We start from the raw sequence: 21,946 nt of genomic DNA on the forward strand, positions 1-21,946 counted from the left end.
AGATGGTGTTGACGCAGCGGTCGAACGCACGGCGCCCCACGCTGGAGGATGTCGCCCGCTGGTCGGGAGTCTCCAAGTCCACGGTGTCGCGGGTGGTCAACGGCGAGCCCAAGGTGAGTCCGGAGGCGGCCGTCCGGGTCCGGGAGGCGGTCTCCGCGCTCGGCTACGTGCCCAACCAGGCGGCCCGCCAACTGGTCACCAAGCGCACCGGCGCCGTCGCGGTCGTGGCGGCCCAGCCCGAGGACCGGCTGTTCCTCGACCCCTTCTTCGACTGCCTGCTGCGCGGCATCCGCGCCGAACTCGCCCGGCACGGCGCCCAGGCCGTCCTGCTGTTCGTGGACGAACCCGACGACTACGCGCGCGTGGCCGACTATCTCGGCGGCGGCCACGTCGACGGCGCGATCCTGTTCTCGCTGCGCCCCGGCGACCGGATGCCCGAGATGATCGACCGGCTCGCGCTGCCCGCCGTCTTCGGCGGCCGTCCCCTCCTGTGCGACGGCGACCCCGTGCGCGGCCAGGCCTTCGTCGACGGCGACAACCGCGGCGGCGCCCGCCAGGCGATCCGCCACCTCCTCGCCCTCGGCCGCGAGCGCATCGCCACCGTCACCGGCCCCTACGACCAGGAGAACTCGGCCGCCGACCGGCTCGCCGGCTACCGGGACGCCCTCCCGGACACCGCGCCCCACCTGGTTGAACGGGCCGACTACACCCGGCAGGGCGGCGCCGACGCCATGGCCGTACTGCTCGACCGCCACCCCGACCTGGACGCCGTCTTCGTCGCCTCCGACCTCATGGCCTCCGGCGCCCTCCAGACCCTGCGCGAACGCGGCCGCCGGGTCCCCGAAGACGTGGCCGTCGTCGGCTTCGACGACCTCACCGCCATCTCCGAGTCCACCGACCCGCCGCTGACCACCGTCCACCAGGACGTCGCCGAGATGGGCCGCCTGCTGGCCCGCCTGCTGTTCGGCCGCACGGAACAGGACCCCGGCCAGGACCCGCCGTCGGCGATCGTGCCCACCCGGCTGGTCGTACGACAGTCCGCCTGAGCTGCGCCGTCTCACCCCCCGAATGAATTTCGTCCGAATTGTGAGATCGCTTACCGGGGCCCGGACCGGGAATCGATACGATGAGCCCATGGTTCTTCTCGACGTGAGCGACAAGGCGCCGGGCACGCTGCTCGTGGCGCGGCTGCACGTCGATCTGTGCAGGCTGGACAGCGCCATCTGTTGACCCCGCGCAGTCGCCGTACGGCCGTGTGCCGTGGGCGCATCCGCTCATGCCGCGCGCCCACCGAGACCAGACCCCTTCCGCTTCCGACAGGAGCCCCTTGCCATGGCCATCGAGGTCCGCATCCCCACCATCCTCCGCACCTACACCGGCGGCGAGAAGGCCGTCGAGGGTGCCGGTGAGAACCTCTCCGCGCTCTTCGCCGACCTCGAGACCCGGCACGCGGGCATCCAGGCCCGGATCGTCGACGGCGGCGAGCTGCGCCGCTTCGTCAACGTGTACCTGAACGACGAGGACGTCCGCTTCCTCGACGGCATCAACACCAAGCTGACCGACGGCGACAGCGTCACGATCCTGCCGGCCGTGGCCGGCGGTATGGCCTGATCGTCGATGCGTTACGACTCCCCGCTGGCCGCGGTGGGCAACACCCCTCTGGTGCGCCTGCCGCGGCTCTCGCCGTCCACCGACGTCCGCATCTGGGCCAAGCTGGAGGACCGCAACCCGACCGGCTCGGTCAAGGACCGCCCGGCCCTGCACATGGTCGAACAGGCGGAGAAGGACGGCCGTCTCACCCCCGGCTGCACGATCCTGGAGCCGACCTCCGGCAACACCGGCATCTCCCTGGCCATGGCCGCGAAGCTCAAGGGCTACCGCATGGTCTGCGTGATGCCCGAGAACACCTCGCAGGAACGCCGCGAACTCCTCGGCATGTGGGGCGCCGAGATCATCCCCAGCCCCGCGGCCGGCGGCTCCAACACAGCCGTACGCGTGGCGAAGGAACTCTCCGCCGAACACCCCGACTGGGTCATGCTCTACCAGTACGGCAACCCGGACAACGCGGGCGCCCACTACGCGACGACGGGCCCGGAGATCCTCACCGACCTCCCCTCCATCACCCACTTCGTGGCGGGCCTGGGCACGACGGGCACCCTCATGGGCGTCGGCCGCTACCTCCGCGAACACAAGCCGGACGTCAAGATCGTCGCCGCCGAGCCGCGCTACGACGACCTCGTCTACGGCCTCCGCAACCTCGACGAGGGCTTCGTCCCCGAGCTCTACGACGCCTCCGTCCTCACCACCCGCTTCTCCGTGGGTTCGGCCGACGCGGTCACCCGAACCCGCGAACTCCTCCAGCAGGAGGGCATCTTCGCCGGCGTCTCCACCGGCGCGGCCCTGCACGCGGCGATCGGCGTGGGCAGGAAGGCCGTAGCGGCGGGGGAGACGGCGGACATCGCGTTCGTGGTGGCGGACGGCGGCTGGAAGTACCTGTCGACGGGCGTGTACACGGCGGCGACGACGGAGGAAGCGATCGCGACCCTTCAGGGTCAGCTCTGGGCCTGATCCGAGCGCCCCGGGCGGTCACTCCCCGGGGCCCCAGGAGACGACCGCCTCACGGGCCCAGTCGTCCTTGATCCTTGCGTCGATGCGGTCGAGCACCGCGAAGCCGAAGAGCGCGACCGCCATCCGCACCTGACCCGGGTCGTACGGCTCCGTCGCCGGGCGGGTCGCCGGATCCAGCTCCGCGTAGCGTTCTCGCGCCACCCGGAGCACCGCCTCCCCCTTGCCGGTGACGGTGGTCAGGTTCCGCGGCATGGCCGGCCCGTCGGGGAACACCTTCCGCAGCGCCATCGCCCCGATGAGGAACGCCAGCCCGGCCCGGACCCAGGCCTGGTCGAGCAGCAGCACGGTCACGGCAGGCACCGTGGCCGCCGCGGCGATCGCCGACCACCGGCCCCAGCGCAGCGGCAGACCGGGAACCATCTCGAACCGCGCCCGAGTCCAGCCCTCGCCGAGCAGCCTCGCCTCCGCCGATTTCACCAGGTGCCAGGAGTTCGGCGCCCGCAGTTCCCACAGGTACTCGCCCTCGCCCTGGCCGGGGGAGAAGGCGGGGTTGCGCAGATGCAACGGCCGCGCCGCGTCCCACAGTTCACGCTCGAACTCGTCGGCGTCCGAGGGCGGTGCGTCACGGGATTCCCAGCGCCCCTGCCCGGGTGTGTCCTGCGGCATCCGGTGCAGCCGCCCCGCAGCCACCAGCCTGGCCAGCGCCCCCGTGCGTGCCCCCCATTGCGCCTCGCCGTTCAGCGCGCCGAGGGCCAGCGGGCCGAGCCGTTCCACGTCGTCGGGTCCGACGACGGCGCCGTCGCGGTCCTCGGCCACGAACGCCGCCAGCCGGGCATCGGCGGCAGCGCCGCGCACCTTGTCGTCGAGCAGCCAGGCCGTGAACGCGATCACGAAGCAACCCGCGAGTACGAGCCAGTCGGTCATACGGGTCAGTATCCCCACACACTGGCGTTCGACCCCTTTGCGAACCACCCCAATTGCCAAGGATCCAGGGGCCGTTGCGCACTACACGCCTACCGGGCGAGATGCCGCACCTGGTCCCACAGGGCCGGGTCCGCGACCCCCACCCGCCGCCGGAAATCGGCCACCGGCACGGACCGCAGCTCGTCGGTCTCCAGATAGCTCGCCCGCCCCTGCGCGTCCCCCACCGACCCCGGGGGCAGCGCGATCACCCCGCCGCGCTCGTCGTGGTACTTGCTGGTGATCTTCGCGACCGTCGCCGTCCGCCCGCGCACGGAGAGCACCAGACACGGCCGGTCCTTCGTGGTCCCCGGCTGATCCTCGTAGGGGACGTTCGCCCACCAGATCTCGGCGGGCCGCGGCCGGTCCCCGCGTACTTTCCGCGCGGGCCGCCGCCCCCGCCCCCACCCGTCCACCAGCGTGGCGACCAGCGCCAGCAACATCACCGCCGCCAGCGCGAGCCACCACGTCGTGTTCATGCGGACGACGGTACCGGCGCGCATTCCAAGCCGCGCGCCCTCTTGTAAACCCCACGCGCCCCGGTTCCAGCCGAACCGGTGACAGCACAGGTGAGTTCCCCCACAACAGCCCTTGGCGGAGGAGCGACCGGCCCTTTTGCGCCTTACGCTCGACGGACCGCACGACCCCCGTCACCCAACTCCAGAAGTTACCCGCCAGCGGAGGTTTCTGCTTTATGAAGCTCACCGTCGTCGGCTGCTCGGGGTCGTTCCCGTCCGCGGAATCGGCCTGTTCGAGCTACCTCGTAGAGGCCGACGGCTTCCGGCTGCTCCTCGACATGGGCAACGGCGCCCTTGGCGAGCTGCAGCGCCACTGCGGTCTCTACGACCTCGACGCGATCTTCCTCAGCCATCTGCACGCCGACCACTGCATCGACATGTGCGCGTACTTCGTCGCGCGCTACTACCGCCACGACGGCGGCCGCTGCGACCCCATCCCGGTCTACGGCCCCGAGGGCACCGAGCACCGCCTGACCACGGCCTACGCCGACACCCCCACCGCCTCCTCCATGAGCGAGGTCTTCGACTTCCACACGGTGAAGCCGTCCACGTTCGACGTCGGCCCCTTCACCGTGCACACCGAGCGGGTCCGCCACCCCGTCGAGGCGTACGGCATCCGCGTCGAGCACGGCGGCCGGTCGCTGACCTACTCCGGCGACACGGGCGTCAGCGAGTCCCTGGACGAACTCGCCCGCGACACCGACCTGTTCCTGTGCGAAGCCGCGTTCACCCACGGCAAGGAGAACATCCCCGACCTCCACCTCAACGGCCGCGAGGCGGGCGAGACGGCGACCAGGGCGGGGGTCAGGCGCCTGGTGCTCACGCACATCCCACCGTGGACCGACCCCCAGGCCAACCTGGCCGACGCGCGCGAGGTCTACGCCGGCCCGGTCGAACTGGCGGCGCCGAGAGCGTCGTACGAGATCTGACCGCGCCTATGTGAAGGCCCCCGCAGGCCGCCTTTTTCTCCTGGCCGCGGGGGCCTCGCCATGTCCGGGCGCTCAGCGCAGCAGGCTGCCGCCGTCCACCGTCAGGACCTGGCCGGTCAGCGCCTCGGCGCCGACATCGTCCTCGGGTGGGCGCGCGACGCGGGTGAACTCGCCGTCGCGGTACGGAAGTCGGTGCCCGGCGGGGTCGATCTCGTCGTGGACCCGGCCGGTATCGGCGGCGACCTGATTCAGGCCGTGCGCGACGGCGGTGTCTTCGTCGTCATCGCGGTCGTGCCGGAGCCCGCGGCCGAGCGCGGTGTCGACGTACGCCGTGTCAGCGCGCGGTCCGACGGCCCGCTGCTGGGCCGGATCCTCGCCGACGTCGCCGACGGCAAGAAGAAGACCCGCGTCGGTCTGACCCTGCCGCTGACCGAGGCGGCCGAGGCGCACCGCCGGAGCGAGAACAGGTCGGTGCGCGGGAAGATCGTGCTCACGGTCTGAAACCAGTAGGCCGTCCACGACGATGCCCGGCCCGGAGTCGACTCCGGGCCGGGCATCGGGCGTTGGCGTAGGGGCTTACGCCTTGGTGAGGTCCTCGAGCTCCTCCTCGGGCTCGCGGCCCGGGGTGGGGAGGTTCCACTTGGTGATCGCGAAGCGGAAGACGAAGTAGTAGATCGCGCCGAAGACCAGACCGATCGGGATGATCAGCCAGGGCTTGGTGGCGAGGTTCCAGTTGAGCGCGTAGTCGATGAACCCGGCCGAGAAGGTGAAGCCCGCGTGGACGCCGAGCGCCCAGGTGACCGCCATGGACAGGGCGGTCAGCACCGCGTGGATCGCGTAGAGCACCGGGGCGATGAACATGAACGAGAACTCGATCGGCTCGGTCACACCGGTCACGAAGGACGTCAGCGCGAGCGAGATCATCATGCCGGTCACGGCCTTGCGGCGCTCGGGACGGGCGGTGTGCGCGATGGCGAGCGCGGCGGCCGGCAGGCCGAACATCATGATCGGGAAGAAGCCCGACATGAACTGTCCGGCGGTCGGGTCGTGGGCGAAGAAGCGGGTGAGGTCGCCGTGCACGACCGTGCCGTCCGGCTTGGTGAAGTCGCCGATCTGGAACCAGGCCACGGAGTTGACGAACTGGTGCATGCCGACCGGGATCAGCCCGCGGTTGATCAGACCGAACAGACCGGCACCGAAGGCACCGAGACCGGTGATCCACTCGCCGAAGTTCGAGATGCCCTCACCGATCGGCTTCCAGACCAGGCCGAAGAAGACACCCATGAGCGTGCCGACGAAGGCCATGATGATCGGCACCAGGCGGCGGCCGTTGAAGAAGCCGAGCCAGTCGACCAGCTTGGTGCGGTGGTACTTCTGCCACAGCACCGCGGAGAGCAGACCCATGATGATGCCGCCGAGGACACCGGGGTTGTTGTAAGTCGCGGGTACGTCGGCGCCCTTGAGGATCTGCGCGTCGGTGACGGGGAAGGCCTTGAGCACATTGCTGTAGACGAGGAAGCCGACGAGCGCCGCGAGGGCGGTGGAGCCGTCGGACTTCTTGGCGAAGCCGATCGCGACACCTATACAGAACAGCAGCGGCAGGTTGTCGAAGATCGCGCCGCCGGCGGTGGCGAAGACCGCCGTCACCTTGTCCGGCAGATTCAGCTTGTCGTGGATGTCGGCCTGGCCGAACCGGAGCAGGATGCCCGCCGCCGGAAGCACAGCGATCGGCAACTGCAGGCTGCGGCCGATCTTCTGCAGGCCCTGGAACAGGCCGGATCCCCACTTCTTTGTGGGTGCCGCCGTTGGCGCGGTGGCAGTGCTCATGGACTTCCTCCATCGGGTGGTGGTCTACACCACTCAGTGGTGTAGACCTGTTGTAGCAGATGAAGTCCGCATAAAGGAACCCGCGAATCCTGCGACCGAATCGCTACGCGACGTACATGAAGGCGCACATGAAGGCAGGCATGAGGAAGGGCCCCCGGACCGATGGTCCGGGGGCCCAACTCGCGTACGCCGTCAGGCTTTGGTGACGTCCTCGTGCTCGTCCTCCGGCTCCCGCCCCGGAGTCTTCAGATCGAACTTCGTGATCGCGAACCGGAAGACGACGTAGTACACCACCGCGAAACACAGCCCGATCGGAATGATCGCCCACGGTTTCGTCGCCAGGTTCCAGTTGATCGCGTAGTCGATCAGCCCGGCCGAGAAGCTGAACCCGTCGTGCACCCCGAGCCCCCAGGTCACCGCCATCGACACACCGGTCAACACCGCGTGGACGGCGTAGAGGAGGGGCGCGATGAACAGGAACGAGTACTCGATGGGCTCGGTGATGCCGGTCACGAAGGACGTCAACGCGACCGACAGCATGAGTCCGCCCACCTCCTTGCGGCGGCTCGGCTTCGCGCAGTGTGCGATCGCGAGCGCCGCCGCCGGCAGCGCGAACATCATGATCGGGAAGAAGCCCGAGGTGAACTGCCCCGCGTTCGGGTCACCCGCCAGGAACATGTTGATGTCACCGTGCACGACCGTCCCGTCCGGCTTCGTATAGCTGCCGAACTGGAACCAGATGGGCACGTTCAGGAACTGATGCAGCCCCACGACCAGTAGCGCCCGGTTGGCCAGACCGAACACCCCGGCGCCCAGCGCGCCCCGGTCGCTCAGCCAGTCGCTGAAGTGCTCAAGGCCGCTGCCGATCGGCGGCCACACCCACAGCGCCACCGCCGCCACCGCGATCGCCACGAACGACATGATGATCGGCACCAGCCGCCGCCCGTTGAAGAAGCCCAGCCAGTCCACCAGCTTCGTACGGTGGAACCGCACCCAGAAGAACGCGGTCAGCAGCCCCAGCACGATCCCGCCGAACACCCCGGGATTCTGGTACGCCAACGCCGTCACCGAGTGGTCGGCGGCCTGGCACCCGATCCCGGGCAGTACGTTCGTGCCGCCCGTGCAGTCCTTGGGGAACTGGCGCAACACGTTGTAGTAGACGAGGAATCCGGTCAGCGCGGCCAGCGCCGTCGACCCGTCCGACTTCTTCGCCATGCCGATCGCGACGCCCACGCAGAACAGCAGCGGCAACCCGAGCTGCCCGTCCAGCAGCGCGCCGCCCGCGCCCGCCATCACCTTCGAGACATTGGTCCAGCCGAGCCCGTCGTCCCCGAACACGTCCGGCTGCCCGAGCCGGTTGAGGATGCCGGCGGCCGGCAGTACGGCGATGGGGAGTTGGAGACTGCGGCCCATCTTCTGCAGGCCCTGGAACAGGCTGCCCCAGAGGGTCCGCCCAGGACGGGCGGCGGCACTGTCGGCACTCATGGACGCCCCTCGGTAATGTGGTGTAGACCTGTGGTGTAGACCAGTTGGCGATGTGATCGTTCACCATCATTCGGCACGCACGACATGACCGCTCGCGAAGCTGGGCCAACTGTGGGTTACTGCGACAAAGCGGTTCGGATCAGGGAGAGAACAACATGGCCACCAAGGCTGAGAAGATCGTTGCCGGGCTGGGCGGCATCGACAACATCGAAGAGGTCGAGGGCTGCATCACCCGCCTGCGCACCGAGGTAAAGGACCCGAGCTTGGTCGACGAAGCCGCGCTGAAGGCCGCCGGCGCCCACGGCGTCGTCAAGATGGGCACGGCGATCCAGGTCGTCATCGGCACGGACGCGGACCCGATCGCGGCGGACATCGAAGACCTGATGTGAAGCGCGGGGATCATCCCCGGCGCTGACCCGCGCACCACGCACTGAGGGGCTCTTCCCGACGCACGATCCGGGAGGAGCCCTCTCCTCGTCTACCACTAGGCTCTTCGCCATGTCTCGAATCGACGGCCGCACCCCCGAACAGCTCCGCCCGGTCACCATCGAACGTGGTTGGAGCAAGCACGCCGAGGGCTCCGTCCTCGTCTCCTTCGGCGACACCAAGGTCTTCTGCACCGCCTCGGTCACCGAAGGCGTCCCCCGCTGGCGCAAGGGCAGCGGCGAGGGCTGGGTCACCGCGGAGTACTCCATGCTGCCCCGCGCCACCAACACCCGCGGCGACCGCGAGTCCGTCCGCGGCAAGATCGGCGGCCGCACCCACGAGATCAGCCGCCTCATCGGCCGCTCGCTCCGCGCGGTCATCGACTACAAGGCCCTCGGCGAGAACACCATCGTCCTCGACTGCGACGTCCTCCAGGCCGACGGCGGCACCCGTACGGCGGCCATCACCGGCGCGTACGTCGCGCTGGCTGACGCCGTGGCCTGGGCCCAGGGCAAGAAGCTGATCAAGGCCGGCCGGCAGCCGCTCACCGGTACGGTCTCGGCGGTCTCGGTCGGCATCGTCGGCGGAGTCCCGCTCCTGGACCTCTGCTACGAGGAGGACGTCCGCGCCGAGACCGACATGAACGTCGTCTGCACCGGCGACGGCCGCTTCGTCGAGGTCCAGGGCACGGCCGAGGCGGAGCCCTTCGCCCGCGACGAACTGGGCGCGCTCCTCGACCTCGCGGTCCTCGGCTGCGACGAGCTGACCGCCGTACAGCGAAAGGCACTTGAGGCCGCGCTGGAGAAGTAGGAGGCTGGGCCGGCCGAGTAAAGGGCGTACAAAGAGGAGCGGGCCGCGGGGGCAACCCGGTGGCCCGCACCCGCGTCCCTATGCATACGGAAACGCACACGGAACGGAAACGGGGAGTGGCCACCGGGGCCCACCCCCACGGGGAGGAAACCGAACCATGGCCGCCGCAAGCCGACGCAGTCACCGTCGCCGTATCGCCATAGCCGCCACCGTGGCGGCGATCGGCCTGACCGCCGGACTCACCACCGGCTGCGACGCCGTCGACAAGGCCATCGACTGCGTCCAGACCGCCGACACCATCGCCGACAGCGTCACCGGCCTCCAACAGGCGGTGGAGAACGCGGCCAACGACCCGACCCAGACCGACCAGTCCCTCAACTCCATCGAGAAGGACCTCGACAAGATCGGCGACAAGACCGACAACACGGACGTCAACAAGGCGGTGGACGACCTGAAGAAGGCCGTCGACAACGTCCGTACGGCGGTCAGGAACGGCGACGACACCCCCGACATCAGCCCGGTCACGGACGCGGCGGGCGAACTGACAAAGGTCTGCACGTCATAGCCGTATCGAGGACGTTGGAATACTGAACGCCATGACACGCCTGATCCTCGCCACCCGCAACGCCGGGAAAATCACCGAACTGAGGTCGATCCTCGCCGCCGCGGGCCTGCCCCACGACCTGATCGGCGCCGAGTCCTACCCCGAGATCCCCGACGTCAAGGAAACGGGCGTCACCTTCGCGGAGAACGCCCTCCTGAAGGCCCACGCCCTGGCCCAGGCAACGGGCCTCCCGGCCGTGGCCGACGACTCGGGCCTCTGCGTCGACGTCCTGAACGGCGCGCCGGGCATCTTCTCGGCCCGATGGTCCGGCACCCACGGCGACGACGAGGCCAACCTGGCCCTGCTGCTGGCCCAGTTGTCGGACATCGCGGACGAACACCGGGGCGCCCACTTCGCGTGCGCGGCGGCCCTCGCCCTCCCCGACGGCACGGAGCGCGTGGTCGAGGGCCGGTTGAGGGGTGTCCTGAGGCACGCGCCGACGGGCACGAACGGCTTCGGCTACGACCCGATCCTCCAGCCGGACGGCGACACCCGAACCTGCGCGGAACTCACACCGGACGAGAAGAACGCGATCAGCCATCGGGGGAAGGCGTTCCGGGGGTTGGTGCCGGTGGTGCGGGAGTTGCTGGGGTAGGCGGGAAGGGCGCGCTCCGGTCCGGAGGCGCGCCCTTCGTGAAGTGGGCCCGGTGGGACTCGAACCCACGACACACCGGACCTAAACCGGCGCCCTCTGGCCAGCTGGGGTACGGGCCCACAGCGCGGCCTACTCTACTGTGCGCTGCTACGAGGGCGTACGTGAAGATCGATCTCGTTCAGGTGGGGAGAGGTACTCGGCGCCTAGATCCCCAAGTCCTTGATGATCTTCGCCACATGGCCCGTCGCCCGCACGTTGTACAGCGCGTGCTCGACCTTGCCGGACTCGTCCACGATGATCGTGGAGCGGATCACGCCCATGTAGGTCTTGCCGTAGTTCTTCTTCTCGCCGAAGGCCGCGTACGCGTCGAGGACCTGCTTGTCGGGGTCCGCGAGGAGTGTGACCTTGAGGTTCTCCTTGTCGCGGAACTTGGCGAGCTTCTCCGGCTGGTCGGGGGAGATGCCGATGACGTCGTACCCGGCGCCGGTCAGCAGTTCCAGGTTGTCCGTGAAGTCGCAGGCCTGCTTGGTGCAGCCGGGGGTGAGGGCCGCCGGGTAGAAATAGACGATGACCTTGCGGCCCTTGTGGTCGGCGAGGGACACCTCGGTGCCGTCGGCGTCGGGAAGCGTGAAGGCGGGGGCAACGTCCCCGGGCTGGAGTCGTTCACTCATCGCGCTAGCGTAACCGGGGGTGCTGACAGTGCACTCCGCGCGAGAGCTGACAGACTGTCCGGCACCAGTACCAGCAGACTTCGGAGGCCGTACGGTGGCGGACACGTCGAACACGCCGGACACCAGAACCCCGGCGGAGATCGAGGCGGACATCAGTCGTCGCCGCGATGTCCTGGCCGACACGCTCGACGAGATCGGGGTGCGCGTGCACCCGAAGACCATCGTGGGCGACGCGAAGGCCAGGATCGCGTCCGACATCGATCACACCCTCGGCAGGGCGTACGTCGCCGTCAACCGGGTCGTGAGCGACGTCAGGGGCCAGTTCGTGGACGAGGAGGGCGCGCCGAGGGTCGAGCGGATCATCCCCGTCGCGCTCGTCGCCGTCGGCGTCGTGGGCCTGTTCGTCCTCGGATCCCGGCGCCGCAGGGGCCGTAGGGGCTGACGTCGCTGGCCCCGGCGGCGGACGGACCGGTCCTGGACAGGTAGGTTCGTGGGCGTGAGCGCCAAGAGAGACGAGCAGGGCACCCAGCACGACAAGCTGCCCATCCGGATGCTGCACGACCGTGTACTCGTGCGGCAGGACAAGAGCGAGGGCGAGCGGCGTTCGGGCGGCGGGATCCTGATTCCCGCGACGGCCGCGGTGGGGCGGCGGCTGGCCTGGGCCGACGTCGTCGCGGTGGGGCAGAACGTGCGGACCGTGGAGCCCGGCGACCGGGTCCTGTACGACCCCGAGGACCGTGCCGAGGTCGAGGTGCGCGGGGTCGCCTACGTCCTGATGCGTGAGCGGGATCTGCACGCGGTGGCCGCCGACCGCTTCGAGGGGTCCGAGGACTCGACCGGGCTGTACCTGTAACAACGGCCTGCGAGGGGCTGGTGACCATCGTCACCAGCCCCTTTTGCCTGCCCTTTGCTACGTTGGAAGGGAACCCGACGAGACGCGCCGTACCGGGACAGCGACACGGAAAGACGACGCACCCCCGTTCAGCACGTACGTCTCGGAGGTGCCTGTCATGGCCTGGGTTCTGCTCGTCGTCGCCGGTCTGCTCGAAGTCGGCTGGTCGATCGGGATGAAGTACACGGACGGGTTCAGCCGCCCGCTCCCCAGTGTGCTCACCGGCGCCGGGATCGTCGCCAGCATGCTGCTGCTGTCGTACGCCGCGAAGTCGCTGCCCATCGGTACCGCCTACGGCGTGTGGGTCGGGATCGGTGCGGCGGGGGCGGCGGTGCTCGGCATGGTGGTGCTGGGTGAGCCCGTCACCGCCGCCCGGATCTTCTTCGTGGGGCTGCTGCTGGTCGCCGTCGTGGGGCTGAAGGCGACCTCCGGCCACTGACGGCCACCGACGGCCGCCCAAAGGCGCTCCTGGGTGCTACTCCTTCTTCCTCGCCGTGCTCTGCGGGCCCGCCGTCGTCCCTCCGGTCGTCGTGCCGCCGGTGGTGCCGTCCGTCGTGGTGCCCGTGGTGCCGCCCGTCGTCGTGGTCCCGCCGTCCGTGGTCGTGCCCGTCGTGCCGCCGTCGGTGGTGGTCGTGCCGCCGTCCGTCGTCGTGCCGCCCGTGGTCGTGGTGCCCGTCGTGCCGCCGGTCGTGGTGGTGCCGCCGTCGGTGGTGGTCGTCCCCCCGTCGGTCGTGCCGCCCTGCGTCTGGCCCTGGTCGCCCTGGCCACCCGTGGTGGTGGTGCCGCCGTTGTCCTGGTCGCCGGTCGTCGCCGGCTGGGAGGGCTGAAGGCTCGGGGGTGCGACGGTCTCGGCGCCGTCCTGGAGCTCCAGGTCGAAGTCGCTCTCCTCGGTGCCCTTGAGGGCGGCCTTGGTGTACTGGGCCCAGATCTCGGCGGGCGCCCCGCCGCCGTTGACACGGGGGAGACCCATCGCGCCGTAGAGCGACTTGTGGGCGGCGGTGGTCGGGTCCTGGCCCATGACCGAGACGACGGTGGCCAGGTCGGGGGTGTAGCCCGCGAACCAGGCCGCCGTGTCCTCCTCCGCCGTGCCGGTCTTGCCGGCCGCCGGGCGGTCGGCGGCCTGGGCCGCGGTCGCCGTGCCGTTGTCGACGACGCTCTGCAGGACCGAGGTCGTGGTGTCCGCGGCCTCGCGGCTCACCGCGCGGGCGGTCTTCTGCGCCGGCAGCTTGATCTTGTCCGTGCCGTCCTTGGTGATCTCCGAGATCATCGTGTACGTGTGCCGCTGACCGTGGTTGGCGAGGGTGGCGTACGCCTCCGCCATGTCGAGGACGCTCGCGGTGGACGGGCCGAGCGCGATGGACGGGGTCGCGGTCAGGTCGGGGGTGTCGGACGGGATGCCGAGGGCGACCGCCGTCTGCTTCACCTTGTCGGGGCCCACGTCGACGGCCAGTTGCGCGTACACCGAGTTGACGGACTTGTCCGTCGCCGTACGGACGGTGATGTCGCCGTAGGAGACACCGTCCTCGTTCTCCGGGGCGTACGAGCCGCCGCTCCAGCCTTCCACGGGGCGCTTGTTGGTGCCGTCGTAGTAGGTGTTGGGCGTGATGGTCTGGCCGTCCTGGGTCTGCGAGCCGTTCTGGATCGCCGAGGTGAGGACGAACGGCTTGAAGGTGGAGCCCACTTGGAAGTCGCCGCGGGTCGCGCCGTTCGTGTACTGCTTGACGTAGTCGATGCCGCCGTAGATCGCGACGATCCTGCCGGTCTTGGGATCGACCGAAGCCCCGCCCGCGCGCACGTAGTTGTCGACCTTGCGGCTCTTCTTGTCGAGCTTCGACATCACCTGGTCGTTGACCGCCTTCACGAAGGCGTCCTGCTTGCTCCTCTGCAGGGTGGTGGTGATGCGGTAGCCGCCGGCTTCGAGGGTGTCCGCGTCGATGACCTTGTTGGTGGTCAGGTAGTCCTTGATCGCGCCGACGATGTAACCCCGCTGCCCTGACATGCTCGTCGAGGCCGTCGCCTCCTTCGGCATGGGGAACTTCATGCCGGCGCGCGCGGACTCGGTGAGCCAGTGCTTCTTGACCATGCCGTCGAGGACGTAGTTCCAACGGGCCACCGCCGCGGCCTTGTTCTCCGGGTGCGCCACGACGTCGTACTCGCTCGGCGCGTTCAGCAGCGCGGCGAGGTAGGCGCCGCGGCCGGCGTCGAGTTCGGTGGCGTCCTTGCCGTAGTAGGCCTGGGCGGCGGCCTGGATGCCGTAGGCGTTGCGGCCGAAGTAGCTGGTGTTGAGGTAGCCCTCCAGGATCTCGGACTTGGACTCTGTGCGGTCCAGCTTGATCGAGATGAAGAACTCCTTCACCTTGCGGGTGACGGTCTGTTCCTGGCCCAGGTAGTAGTTCTTGACGTACTGCTGGGTGATCGTGGAGCCGGACTGGGTGCCCTTGCCGGTGGCTGTGTTCCACGCGGCGCGGACCATCGCCTTGGGGTCGACGGCGGACTCGGAGTAGAAGTCCCGGTCCTCGGCGGCCAGTACGGCGTGCTGGGCCTCGGCGGAGACCTGGGCGAGGCCGACGCTCTCGCGGTTGACCTCGCCGTCGCGGGCGAGCTGGGAGCCGTCCGAGTAGAGGTACACGTTGGACTGTTTGGTGGCGAGCGCGTTGGCCGGCGGGATCTTGACCATCGAGTAGCCGAGGTAGAACGCGCCGATCAGCAGCGCCACGAGCGTGACGACCCCGGCGAGCGTCATCCGCCAGGTCGGGATGATCCGGCGCCACCCGGTGCGCTTGGGCCGCTTCGGCTTCTTGGGCTTCTCGCCCCCGGCCGCCCCGGGCGCCTCCGGTGCGGTGGCCGCTTCCGGCTCTCTCGGTGCCCAGCCCTGTGCGGGCTGCTGCGGCTGCGGCTGGTCGCTCATCTCGTGCACGGACTCCTGTTTCGCGTCGTACCGTCCCGTACGGCCCCGCATGTTCCCATGCGCCCGGTACGTTCCTGTACGGCCTTGTGCGCTTCTGCGCCCCCAGACGAAGACTCTCGCACCATGCGTTCCGTTCCCGCCCATCGGCACGCACTTGCCCGGAAAATGCGTGGCGTGCGTCACCACCTGCGGACTAGGCTCCTGCGCTTCGGTGTCAAGACATTGGGGACGGTGATTTCTGGTGGGTGCCGGTCGGTTGTACGCGGCCGTCGCGGCGGGGGGTTTCAGGCGGTACGCGACGTACCGGGCGGCGACGCTCGCCGGGGTGTTCACCAACACCGTGTTCGGCGTGGTCCTCGTCTACACGTATCTGGCGCTGTGGGACGAGCGCCCGCATCTCGGGGGGTACGACCAGGCGCAGGCGGTGACGTACGTGTGGCTGGGGCAGTGCCTGTACGCGACGCTGGCGATCCAGGGCGGCGGGTTCGAGAAGGACCTGATGGAGCGCATCCGCACCGGTGACATCGCCGTCGACCTGTACCGGCCGGCCGATCTCCAACTGTGGAGCCTGGCAACCGACTTCGGGCGGTCCCTGTTCCAACTGCTCGGGCGAGGCGTGGTCCCGTTCGTCTTCGGCGCGCTGTTCTTCCCGATGGCGCTGCCCACGGACGTCGGCTCCTGGGCGGCTCTGCTGGTGGCGCTGCTGCTGGCGATACTCGTGAGTTTCGGCATCCGCTATCTGGCCGCGCTGAGCACGTTCTGGCTGCTGGACGGCACGGGCGTCAACCAGGCCACGATGATCCTGGGCATCTTCTGCTCGGGCATGGTGTTCCCGCTCAACGCCTTCCCGGGCGCGCTCGGCGAGATCGTACGGGCGCTGCCGTGGGCGGCGCAGCTCCAGGTGCCCGCGGATGTGCTGATGGGGAAGACCGGCCTGCTGCCCGCGTACGCCTTCCAGGCGACCTGGGCGGTGGCGCTGATCGGGGCCGGCCGGCTGCTCCAGTCGGCGGCCACGCGAAGGGTGGTGGTCCAGGGTGGCTGACACGACCCGAAGGAGTGAGGCGGTGACCCACCGGCACGTGGACTTCGGTGAACTGCCGCGCTGGCGCGAGGGTTTGCGCGCCTACCGCATGATCGCCGCGATGTGGATCCGGTCGAGCATGGCCTACCGCGCCTCCTTCGTCATCACGGTGGTCGGCAACCTGCTGGTGACCGGCCTGGACTTCGTCACGATCCTGCTGATGTTCTCGCGGGTCGACTCGCTGGGCGGCTGGTCGCTGCCCGAAGTCGCCTTCCTGTACGGCCTGTCGGCGACCGCGTTCGGGATCTCCGACCTGGTGCTCGGCTCGATGGACGTGCTCGGCGCCCGTATCCGCGACGGCTCCTTCGACACGCTCCTCGTGCGCCCGGCACCGGTGCTGGCCCAGATCGGCGCGGACCGTTTCGCGCTGCGCCGCCTCGGCCGGATCACCCAGGGCGGCCTGGTGCTGGGGTGGGCGCTGCTGCACGTCGACGTCAACTGGACTGTCGGGAAGCTCCTGTTGGTGCCGGTGATGCTGGTCTGCGGGGCGGCGATCTTCGGGGCGCTGTTCGTGGCGGGCGCGGCCTTCCAGATCCTGGCGCAGGACGCGGCCGAGGTGCAGAACGCGTTCACCTACGGCGGCAACACCCTGCTGTCGTATCCGCCGGTCGTTTTCGGCAAGGACTTCGTGCGGGGCGTGACCTTCATGCTGCCGCTCGCCTTCGTCAACTGGGTACCGGCGTCCTATGTGTTGGGGCGGCCGTACCCGCTGGATCTGCCGCCGGGCGCGCAGTTCGCCTCGCCGCTGGTGGCGCTCGTCTGCTGTGCGCTGGCCGGGCTGGCCTGGCGTGCGGGGCTCAAGTCGTACCGAAGCACGGGAAGTTGAGGACCAGTGGACGAGCGCTCCGATCAGGACGAGCACGTCATTCAGGACGAGCACTTCATTCGACTCGACCGCGTCGAGAAGATCTTCGACGTGCGCAAGAAGACCGGGTTCATGAAACGGGAGCGGCGGCAGGTGCGGGCCGTCGACTCGATCTCCTTCACCGTGGCACGCGGTGAGATGGTCGGCTACATCGGTCCGAACGGTGCCGGGAAGTCGACCACCATCAAGATGCTGACCGGCATCCTCACCCCGTCCGGGGGCCGGCTGCGGGTGGCCGGCATCGACCCGTCCCGCGAGCGCACCCGCCTGGCGCACCGCATCGGCGTGGTGTTCGGGCAGCGCACGACCCTGTGGTGGGACCTCCCGCTGATCGACTCGTACAAGCTGATGCACCGCATGTACCGCATCCCCGACGCCCGTTACGCCGAGAACCTCGACCGCTGTGTCGAACTCCTCGAACTGGGCGCCCTGTTGGACGTCCCTGTACGGCAGCTCTCCCTCGGCCAGCGGATGCGCGGCGACATCGCGGCGGCCCTGCTGCACGACCCCGAGGTGCTCTACCTCGACGAGCCGACCATCGGCCTCGACGTCATCTCCAAGGCCAAGGTCCGGGAGTTCCTGCGGGACTTGAACGCCGAACAGGGCACCACGGTCCTCCTCACCACCCACGACCTCCAGGACATCGAACAGCTCTGCTCCCGCGTGATGGTCATCGACCACGGCCGTCTGATGTACGACGGTCCGCTCACCGGGCTGCACGAGGCGGGGGAGAGCGAGCGGACCCTTGTCGTGGACCTGGAACGGGAGTTGCCCCCGATCGAGGTGCCGGACGCGCGGGTGGTGAAGGTGGAGGGACCCCGGCAGTGGCTCGCGTTCCCGGCGTCGGAGTCGGCGGCTCCGCTGGTCGCGCGGATCGCGGCGGAGTATCCGATGGTGGACCTGTCGGTGCGCGAGCCGGACATCGAGGCGGTGATCGCGAAGATGTACGCGGAGCAGGCGGAGAAGGCGGTCTCCTGACTAGTGGAGAAGGCGGCTCCTGACCGGTGGGGAAAGCAGCCTCCCGGCCTCTCGTAGCCCTTCGTGTCGCGACCTCGTAGGCTGCTCCGTATGACCGACGACGCAGTCCCGGAGCTCCGCGCATCCGACGCCGACCGTGAGCGCGTGGCCGAGGTCCTGCGCGACGCCGTCGCCGAGGGGCGCCTCGACATGGAGGAGTTCGAGGAGCGTCTTGAGGCCACGTACAAGGCGCGGACCTACGCCGAACTGACCCCCATCACCCGCGACCTGCCGGCCCCCGGGGTTGCCCCACCGCCGGTGAACATGGTCAAGGACCCGGTGGACAGCGGGAGTTGGGCCGGGCGGATCGTCGGCGGCGAGGGGTCCTCGTCCGGTGGTGTGGCCATCATGTCCGCGTTCCAGCGCAAGGGCCGCTGGACGGTCCCGAAGCGGTTCACCTGCTTCGCGTTCTGGGGCGGCGGCGAGATCGACCTGCGCGAGGCCACCTTCGCGGACCGCGAGGTCGAGATCAACTGCATCGCGATCATGGGCGGTGTGCAGGTGATCGTGCCGCCGGGCGTCGAGGTCGTCGTCCGCGGCATCGGCATCATGGGCGGCTTCGACCACAGCCAGGAGGGCGTGCCGGGCGAGCCGGGCGCCCCGCGCGTGATCGTCACGGGCTTCGCCTTCTGGGGCGGGGTCGGAGTGGAGCGCAAGCTGCCCCGGGCCGAGCGGCAGCGGCTCAAGGAGGAGCGGCGCCGGCAGAAGCTGGAGGGCGGCTCCTCGGCGAGGGAGCTCCACGGCTCGCACCGCGACGCCCTGTCCGGTCTGCACGACGCCCACCGCGAGGCCATGGACGAGCACCGCGAGGCGCTGCGGCGCCGGCACGAGGAGCGCCAGGAACGGCACGAGGAACGGCGCGAGCGGCACCGGGAGCGGCGGGAGCGGCGCCACCGGGACTGGGACTGAGAGTTTTTTCAGCGGGCACGGTTCAGAGCCGGGCCGGGACCCCGCCCTTGAGGTCCGCCAGGTCGATCGTGCGGGCCATCTTCCGGTAGCCCCGGTCGTTGGGGTGGAGATGGTCGCCGCAGTCGTACTCGGGGGCGAACCTGCGCGGGTCGTACGGGTCGCGCAGCGCCTTGTCGAAGTCGACGACGGCGTCGTAGACCTTGCCGCTCCTGATCGCCGCGTTGACCTGCCGGCGTACGGCGTTGCGGCCCGTCGAGTAGCGGGGGTGGCCGCCGAAGGGCATCAGGGTCGCGCCGACGACCTTGATGCCGTGGGCGTGCGCCTGGCGTACCAGGGTGCGCAGACCGGTGAGGATCCGGTCGGCGGGGGCGCCGTGCAGGACGTCGTTGACGCCGAGGTCGACGACGACGACCTTGACGTTCGGGCGGCCGAGCACGTCACGGGCGAAGCGGTCGAGGCCGCTCTGGTTCTCGGCGGGCCGGCCGTCGAGGCTCACGAGTATCTGGTTGCCGCTGATGCCCGCGTTGACGACGCTGTAGCGCGGCACGTCCTGCCCGGCGGTCACGGCGGCGCGCAGCCGCTGCGAAAAGGCGTCCGGCCAGCGGCGGTTGGCGCTCTCGGTCGAGGTGGACCCGTCGGTGATCGAGTCGCCGAACGCGACGACCGTGCCGTCCGCCTCGTCGCTCAGCACGTCCAGCGCGGTCAAGTAGCGCCAGATCGCGGTCCGTTCGGTGTACGGCGTGCCGGTGGTGTCCTCGGTGCGGTCGCCGGTGGCGAGATAGGAGATCTGGCGGGCGTACGGGTGGGAGGTGGCCGGGCCTGAGTCCTTGGGCGCGTACGTGGTGACCAACACGTCGGCGCCCTGCGGTATTCGGAGGCGTACGGCGTCGCTGAGCACCTGCCGCCCGGCCGCGATGGTGACGGACGTGGCGCCGCCGAAGGTCAGCCGGCGCATGGTGCCCCGGGCGGCGGCGGAGCTGTTGTGGCCGGCGGCGACGGCGATCGAGACGTGCGTGAGGGTGAGCGGGGTCTCGCCGTAGAGGTTCGAGAGGGTGATCCGGGCACCCGTCCCGCCGGCGCTCGTGTGGACGATGTTGCGCACCGAGCGGCCCGCGAGCCCGGTCCGCTCGGTGCCGCGCTCACCGGCCACCGGGGCGGCGGACCAGGCGCCGACCCAGGTACCGGCCGAGGCGGGGGCGGCGGAGTTGTGCGGGGCGCGCCCGCCGGCGGGGGAGTTCCCGCCGCTGCCGTCGTCGGCGGAGACCCCGACGTAGATGGAGACGGAAAGGGCCACGATCAGGGTGATGATCGCGGACAGCAGGGCACGATGTTGTGTGGGGGGCACCCCCACGCCCCCGGCACGTCGCTTGGTCACGCGGTGCGGATCTCCTCGGGTGAGTGGCAGGACCCTGCCATTCTGCACTTTCGGGTGACAGCGGGAACTCCTGTCCCGTTCCAGGAGTCGGTCAGGAAGGGACAATATGCACGGTACCGGCGAACGGGTGGAGCGGATGGAGCGGGTGGAACGTACCGGAGCGGGCGCGGAACGCGGCGCGGCGAGCGCGGCCGGGGGCGGTGCGTCCCGCCGCACGATGACCACGTTCAGCGAGGCCGACGAGGAGAAGCAGCGCGGCGTCCGCCGGATGAAGCTGACGGCGCTTGGCCTGCTGCTCTTCGTGGCAGTGGTGTACGTGCTCGCGAAGTGGGCGTCGAGCTCGGGCGCGGGCCCCTGGGCGGGCTATGTCGCGGCGGCGGCCGAGGCGGGCATGGTGGGCGCGATGGCCGACTGGTTCGCGGTCACGGCGCTCTTCCGCCACCCCCTGGGCCTGCCCATCCCGCACACGGCGATCATCCCCACCAAGAAGGACCAACTGGGCGTCTCGCTGGGCGAGTTCGTCGGCGAGAACTTCCTCTCCGAGGAGGTCGTACGGCAGCGTCTGCGCGCGGTCGGCATCGGCAGCCGCCTCGGCGCCTGGCTGGCGGACCCGGACCACGCCGACCGGGTGACGGCCGAGCTGTCCGCGGCTCTCCGCGGAGCCCTCACCGTCCTGCGCGACTCCGACGTACAGGCGATCGTCGGCGAGGCGATCACCCGCCGCGCCGACGCCCAGGAGATCGCGCCCGGCATCGGCAAGACGCTGGAGAAGATCGTCGCCGACGGCGGTCACAGGCGGGTCGTCGACCTGATCGTCGCCCGCGCGCACGACTGGCTGGTTTTGCACGACGAGCAGGTCATGGACGCGGTCGAGGGCGGAGCGCCCGGCTGGACCCCGAGATTCGTCGACAAGCGGATCGGCGAGCGCGTCTACAAGGAACTGCTCCGCTTCGTCACCGAGATGCGCGACATGCCCTCCCACCCGGCCCGTGGCGCCCTGGACCGCTTCCTCGGCGACTTCGCCGCCGACCTCCAGTCCGACACGGAGACCCGCGCGCGCGTGGAGCGCCTCAAGGGCGAGGTCCTGGGCCGCGGCGAGGTCCAGGACCTGATCGCCAGCGCGTGGACGTCCGTACGCTCGATGATCGTCTCGGCCGCCGAGGACGAGCGCAGTGAGCTACGGCTGCGGGTGCGGGCGTCGCTGATGTCGCTGGGCGCGCGGATGGCCGTCGAACCGAAGCTCCAGGCGAAGGTCGACGGCTGGCTGGAGGGCGCGGCGGTCTACGTCGTCACGACCTACCGCAAGGAGATCACCTCCCTGATCACGGACACGGTGGCCGGCTGGGACGCGGAGCACACGACCCGCAAGATCGAGGCGAACATCGGCCGTGACCTGCAGTTCATCCGGATCAACGGCACGGTGGTGGGGTCGTTGGCGGGGTTGTTGATCTATACGGTGACGCGGGTGGTGGGGGTGTAGGCGGGGTGTAGAGGGCGATTTCCGGG

Annotated in this window: 25 protein-coding genes, 1 tRNA gene and 1 riboswitch; of the genes, 18 read left to right on the forward strand and 8 right to left on the reverse strand. The window is 69.8% G+C overall.

Annotation, left to right across the window (positions count from 1 at the left end):
- The first annotated feature begins 2 nt into the window (after positions 1-2).
- The 4 genes from ACIRRY_RS46555 to ACIRRY_RS46570 all read left to right on the forward strand — a co-directional run bounded on the left by ACIRRY_RS46555 (position 3) and on the right by ACIRRY_RS46570 (position 2,568).
- Positions 3-1,046, forward strand: coding sequence for a LacI family DNA-binding transcriptional regulator (locus tag ACIRRY_RS46555; RefSeq protein ID WP_403985576.1), 1,044 nt, complete (start codon positions 3-5; stop codon positions 1,044-1,046).
- Between the two features lie 88 nt (positions 1,047-1,134).
- The gene (locus ACIRRY_RS46560; protein ID WP_374192797.1) at positions 1,135-1,230 is read left to right on the forward strand and encodes a putative leader peptide; all 96 of its coding nucleotides are present in this window, start codon (positions 1,135-1,137) and stop codon (positions 1,228-1,230) included.
- 102 nt (positions 1,231-1,332) lie between these two features.
- The gene (locus ACIRRY_RS46565) at positions 1,333-1,611 is read left to right on the forward strand and encodes a MoaD/ThiS family protein (protein WP_403985579.1); all 279 of its coding nucleotides are present in this window, start codon (positions 1,333-1,335) and stop codon (positions 1,609-1,611) included.
- Positions 1,612-1,617: 6 nt separating this feature from the next.
- Positions 1,618-2,568, forward strand: a complete 951-nt coding sequence (locus ACIRRY_RS46570; RefSeq protein ID WP_403985581.1) for a PLP-dependent cysteine synthase family protein — start codon at positions 1,618-1,620, stop codon at positions 2,566-2,568.
- 18 nt (positions 2,569-2,586) lie between these two features.
- Here the strand turns inward: ACIRRY_RS46570 and ACIRRY_RS46575 are convergent, their stop codons facing one another.
- Positions 2,587-3,492 (reverse strand): hypothetical protein, encoded by a 906-nt coding sequence (locus ACIRRY_RS46575; protein ID WP_403985583.1) that lies wholly within the window; start codon positions 3,490-3,492, stop codon positions 2,587-2,589.
- Between the two features lie 89 nt (positions 3,493-3,581).
- Positions 3,582-4,007, reverse strand: coding sequence for a type II toxin-antitoxin system PemK/MazF family toxin (locus ACIRRY_RS46580; RefSeq protein ID WP_403985585.1), 426 nt, complete (start codon positions 4,005-4,007; stop codon positions 3,582-3,584).
- 215 nt (positions 4,008-4,222) lie between these two features.
- Here ACIRRY_RS46580 and ACIRRY_RS46585 point away from each other — a divergent pair, with 215 nt between their 5' ends.
- Positions 4,223-4,975, forward strand: a complete 753-nt coding sequence (locus ACIRRY_RS46585) for an MBL fold metallo-hydrolase (RefSeq protein ID WP_033286049.1) — start codon at positions 4,223-4,225, stop codon at positions 4,973-4,975.
- A 60-nt stretch (positions 4,976-5,035) separates the two neighbouring features.
- Entirely contained in the window at positions 5,036-5,476 is a 441-nt protein-coding gene (locus ACIRRY_RS46590; protein ID WP_403985587.1) for a zinc-binding dehydrogenase, read from the forward strand.
- Positions 5,477-5,551: 75 nt separating this feature from the next.
- Here ACIRRY_RS46590 and ACIRRY_RS46595 read toward each other — a convergent pair whose 3' ends face one another.
- On the reverse strand, positions 5,552-6,802 hold the full coding sequence (locus ACIRRY_RS46595) for a PTS transporter subunit EIIC (RefSeq protein ID WP_403985589.1): 1,251 nt from the start codon (positions 6,800-6,802) through the stop codon (positions 5,552-5,554).
- A gap of 192 nt (positions 6,803-6,994) precedes the next feature.
- Positions 6,995-8,287: a PTS transporter subunit EIIC gene (locus ACIRRY_RS46600; RefSeq protein ID WP_403985591.1), complete on the reverse strand. Its 1,293-nt coding sequence runs from the start codon at positions 8,285-8,287 to the stop codon at positions 6,995-6,997.
- A gap of 119 nt (positions 8,288-8,406) precedes the next feature.
- Here ACIRRY_RS46600 and ACIRRY_RS46605 point away from each other — a divergent pair, with 119 nt between their 5' ends.
- The 4 genes from ACIRRY_RS46605 (at position 8,407) to rdgB (ending at position 10,722) form a co-directional block, all read left to right on the forward strand.
- A complete protein-coding gene (locus ACIRRY_RS46605; RefSeq protein ID WP_317883835.1) occupies positions 8,407-8,676 on the forward strand; it encodes a PTS glucose/sucrose transporter subunit IIB in 270 nt (89 codons plus the stop codon).
- A 109-nt stretch (positions 8,677-8,785) separates the two neighbouring features.
- Entirely contained in the window at positions 8,786-9,523 is a 738-nt protein-coding gene (gene rph / locus ACIRRY_RS46610) for a ribonuclease PH (protein ID WP_403985593.1), read from the forward strand.
- 157 nt (positions 9,524-9,680) lie between these two features.
- On the forward strand, positions 9,681-10,088 hold the full coding sequence (locus tag ACIRRY_RS46615) for a hypothetical protein (protein ID WP_403985595.1): 408 nt from the start codon (positions 9,681-9,683) through the stop codon (positions 10,086-10,088).
- A 31-nt stretch (positions 10,089-10,119) separates the two neighbouring features.
- Positions 10,120-10,722, forward strand: coding sequence for an RdgB/HAM1 family non-canonical purine NTP pyrophosphatase (rdgB, locus tag ACIRRY_RS46620; protein ID WP_403985597.1), 603 nt, complete (start codon positions 10,120-10,122; stop codon positions 10,720-10,722).
- 44 nt (positions 10,723-10,766) lie between these two features.
- On the opposite strand, the gene ACIRRY_RS46625 is transcribed toward rdgB, so the two are convergent.
- Together ACIRRY_RS46625 and bcp are read right to left on the reverse strand one after the other, a co-directional pair.
- Positions 10,767-10,841, reverse strand: a tRNA-Leu gene (locus tag ACIRRY_RS46625).
- 84 nt (positions 10,842-10,925) lie between these two features.
- Entirely contained in the window at positions 10,926-11,393 is a 468-nt protein-coding gene (gene bcp / locus ACIRRY_RS46630) for a thioredoxin-dependent thiol peroxidase (protein WP_200686945.1), read from the reverse strand.
- Between the two features lie 94 nt (positions 11,394-11,487).
- Between bcp and ACIRRY_RS46635 the strand changes: the two genes are divergently transcribed.
- The 3 genes from ACIRRY_RS46635 (at position 11,488) to ACIRRY_RS46645 (ending at position 12,724) form a co-directional block, all read left to right on the forward strand.
- Positions 11,488-11,835, forward strand: a complete 348-nt coding sequence (locus ACIRRY_RS46635; RefSeq protein WP_403985600.1) for a DUF3618 domain-containing protein — start codon at positions 11,488-11,490, stop codon at positions 11,833-11,835.
- A 108-nt stretch (positions 11,836-11,943) separates the two neighbouring features.
- Positions 11,944-12,246, forward strand: a complete 303-nt coding sequence (locus tag ACIRRY_RS46640; protein ID WP_234477993.1) for a co-chaperone GroES — start codon at positions 11,944-11,946, stop codon at positions 12,244-12,246.
- A 45-nt stretch (positions 12,247-12,291) separates the two neighbouring features.
- A riboswitch (guanidine-III (ykkC-III) riboswitch) is annotated at positions 12,292-12,369 on the forward strand.
- A 34-nt stretch (positions 12,370-12,403) separates the two neighbouring features.
- Complete coding sequence (locus ACIRRY_RS46645; RefSeq protein ID WP_403985602.1) at positions 12,404-12,724, forward strand: DMT family transporter; 321 nt, start codon at positions 12,404-12,406, stop codon at positions 12,722-12,724.
- Between the two features lie 36 nt (positions 12,725-12,760).
- Here the strand turns inward: ACIRRY_RS46645 and ACIRRY_RS46650 are convergent, their stop codons facing one another.
- Positions 12,761-15,193, reverse strand: a complete 2,433-nt coding sequence (locus tag ACIRRY_RS46650) for a transglycosylase domain-containing protein (RefSeq protein ID WP_403985604.1) — start codon at positions 15,191-15,193, stop codon at positions 12,761-12,763.
- A 241-nt stretch (positions 15,194-15,434) separates the two neighbouring features.
- Between ACIRRY_RS46650 and ACIRRY_RS46655 the strand changes: the two genes are divergently transcribed.
- The 4 genes from ACIRRY_RS46655 (at position 15,435) to ACIRRY_RS46670 (ending at position 19,065) form a co-directional block, all read left to right on the forward strand.
- Positions 15,435-16,235, forward strand: coding sequence for an ABC transporter permease (locus ACIRRY_RS46655; RefSeq protein ID WP_403985606.1), 801 nt, complete (start codon positions 15,435-15,437; stop codon positions 16,233-16,235).
- An 88-nt stretch (positions 16,236-16,323) separates the two neighbouring features.
- The gene (locus ACIRRY_RS46660; protein ID WP_403985715.1) at positions 16,324-17,100 is read left to right on the forward strand and encodes an ABC transporter permease; all 777 of its coding nucleotides are present in this window, start codon (positions 16,324-16,326) and stop codon (positions 17,098-17,100) included.
- A 39-nt stretch (positions 17,101-17,139) separates the two neighbouring features.
- A complete protein-coding gene (locus ACIRRY_RS46665) occupies positions 17,140-18,117 on the forward strand; it encodes an ATP-binding cassette domain-containing protein (RefSeq protein WP_403985717.1) in 978 nt (325 codons plus the stop codon).
- Positions 18,118-18,207: 90 nt separating this feature from the next.
- Positions 18,208-19,065 (forward strand): DUF1707 domain-containing protein, encoded by an 858-nt coding sequence (locus tag ACIRRY_RS46670; protein ID WP_403985608.1) that lies wholly within the window; start codon positions 18,208-18,210, stop codon positions 19,063-19,065.
- A 22-nt stretch (positions 19,066-19,087) separates the two neighbouring features.
- On the opposite strand, the gene ACIRRY_RS46675 is transcribed toward ACIRRY_RS46670, so the two are convergent.
- Positions 19,088-20,440 (reverse strand): SGNH/GDSL hydrolase family protein, encoded by a 1,353-nt coding sequence (locus tag ACIRRY_RS46675; RefSeq protein WP_403985610.1) that lies wholly within the window; start codon positions 20,438-20,440, stop codon positions 19,088-19,090.
- A 106-nt stretch (positions 20,441-20,546) separates the two neighbouring features.
- On the opposite strand from ACIRRY_RS46675, the gene ACIRRY_RS46680 reads away from it, so the two are divergent.
- A complete protein-coding gene (locus ACIRRY_RS46680; protein ID WP_403985612.1) occupies positions 20,547-21,920 on the forward strand; it encodes a DUF445 domain-containing protein in 1,374 nt (457 codons plus the stop codon).
- The last annotated feature ends 26 nt before the right edge of the window (positions 21,921-21,946 follow it).

The sequence above is a fragment of the Streptomyces sp. NPDC101776 genome (assembly GCF_044766845.1).
GTDB lineage: Bacteria > Actinomycetota > Actinomycetes > Streptomycetales > Streptomycetaceae > Streptomyces.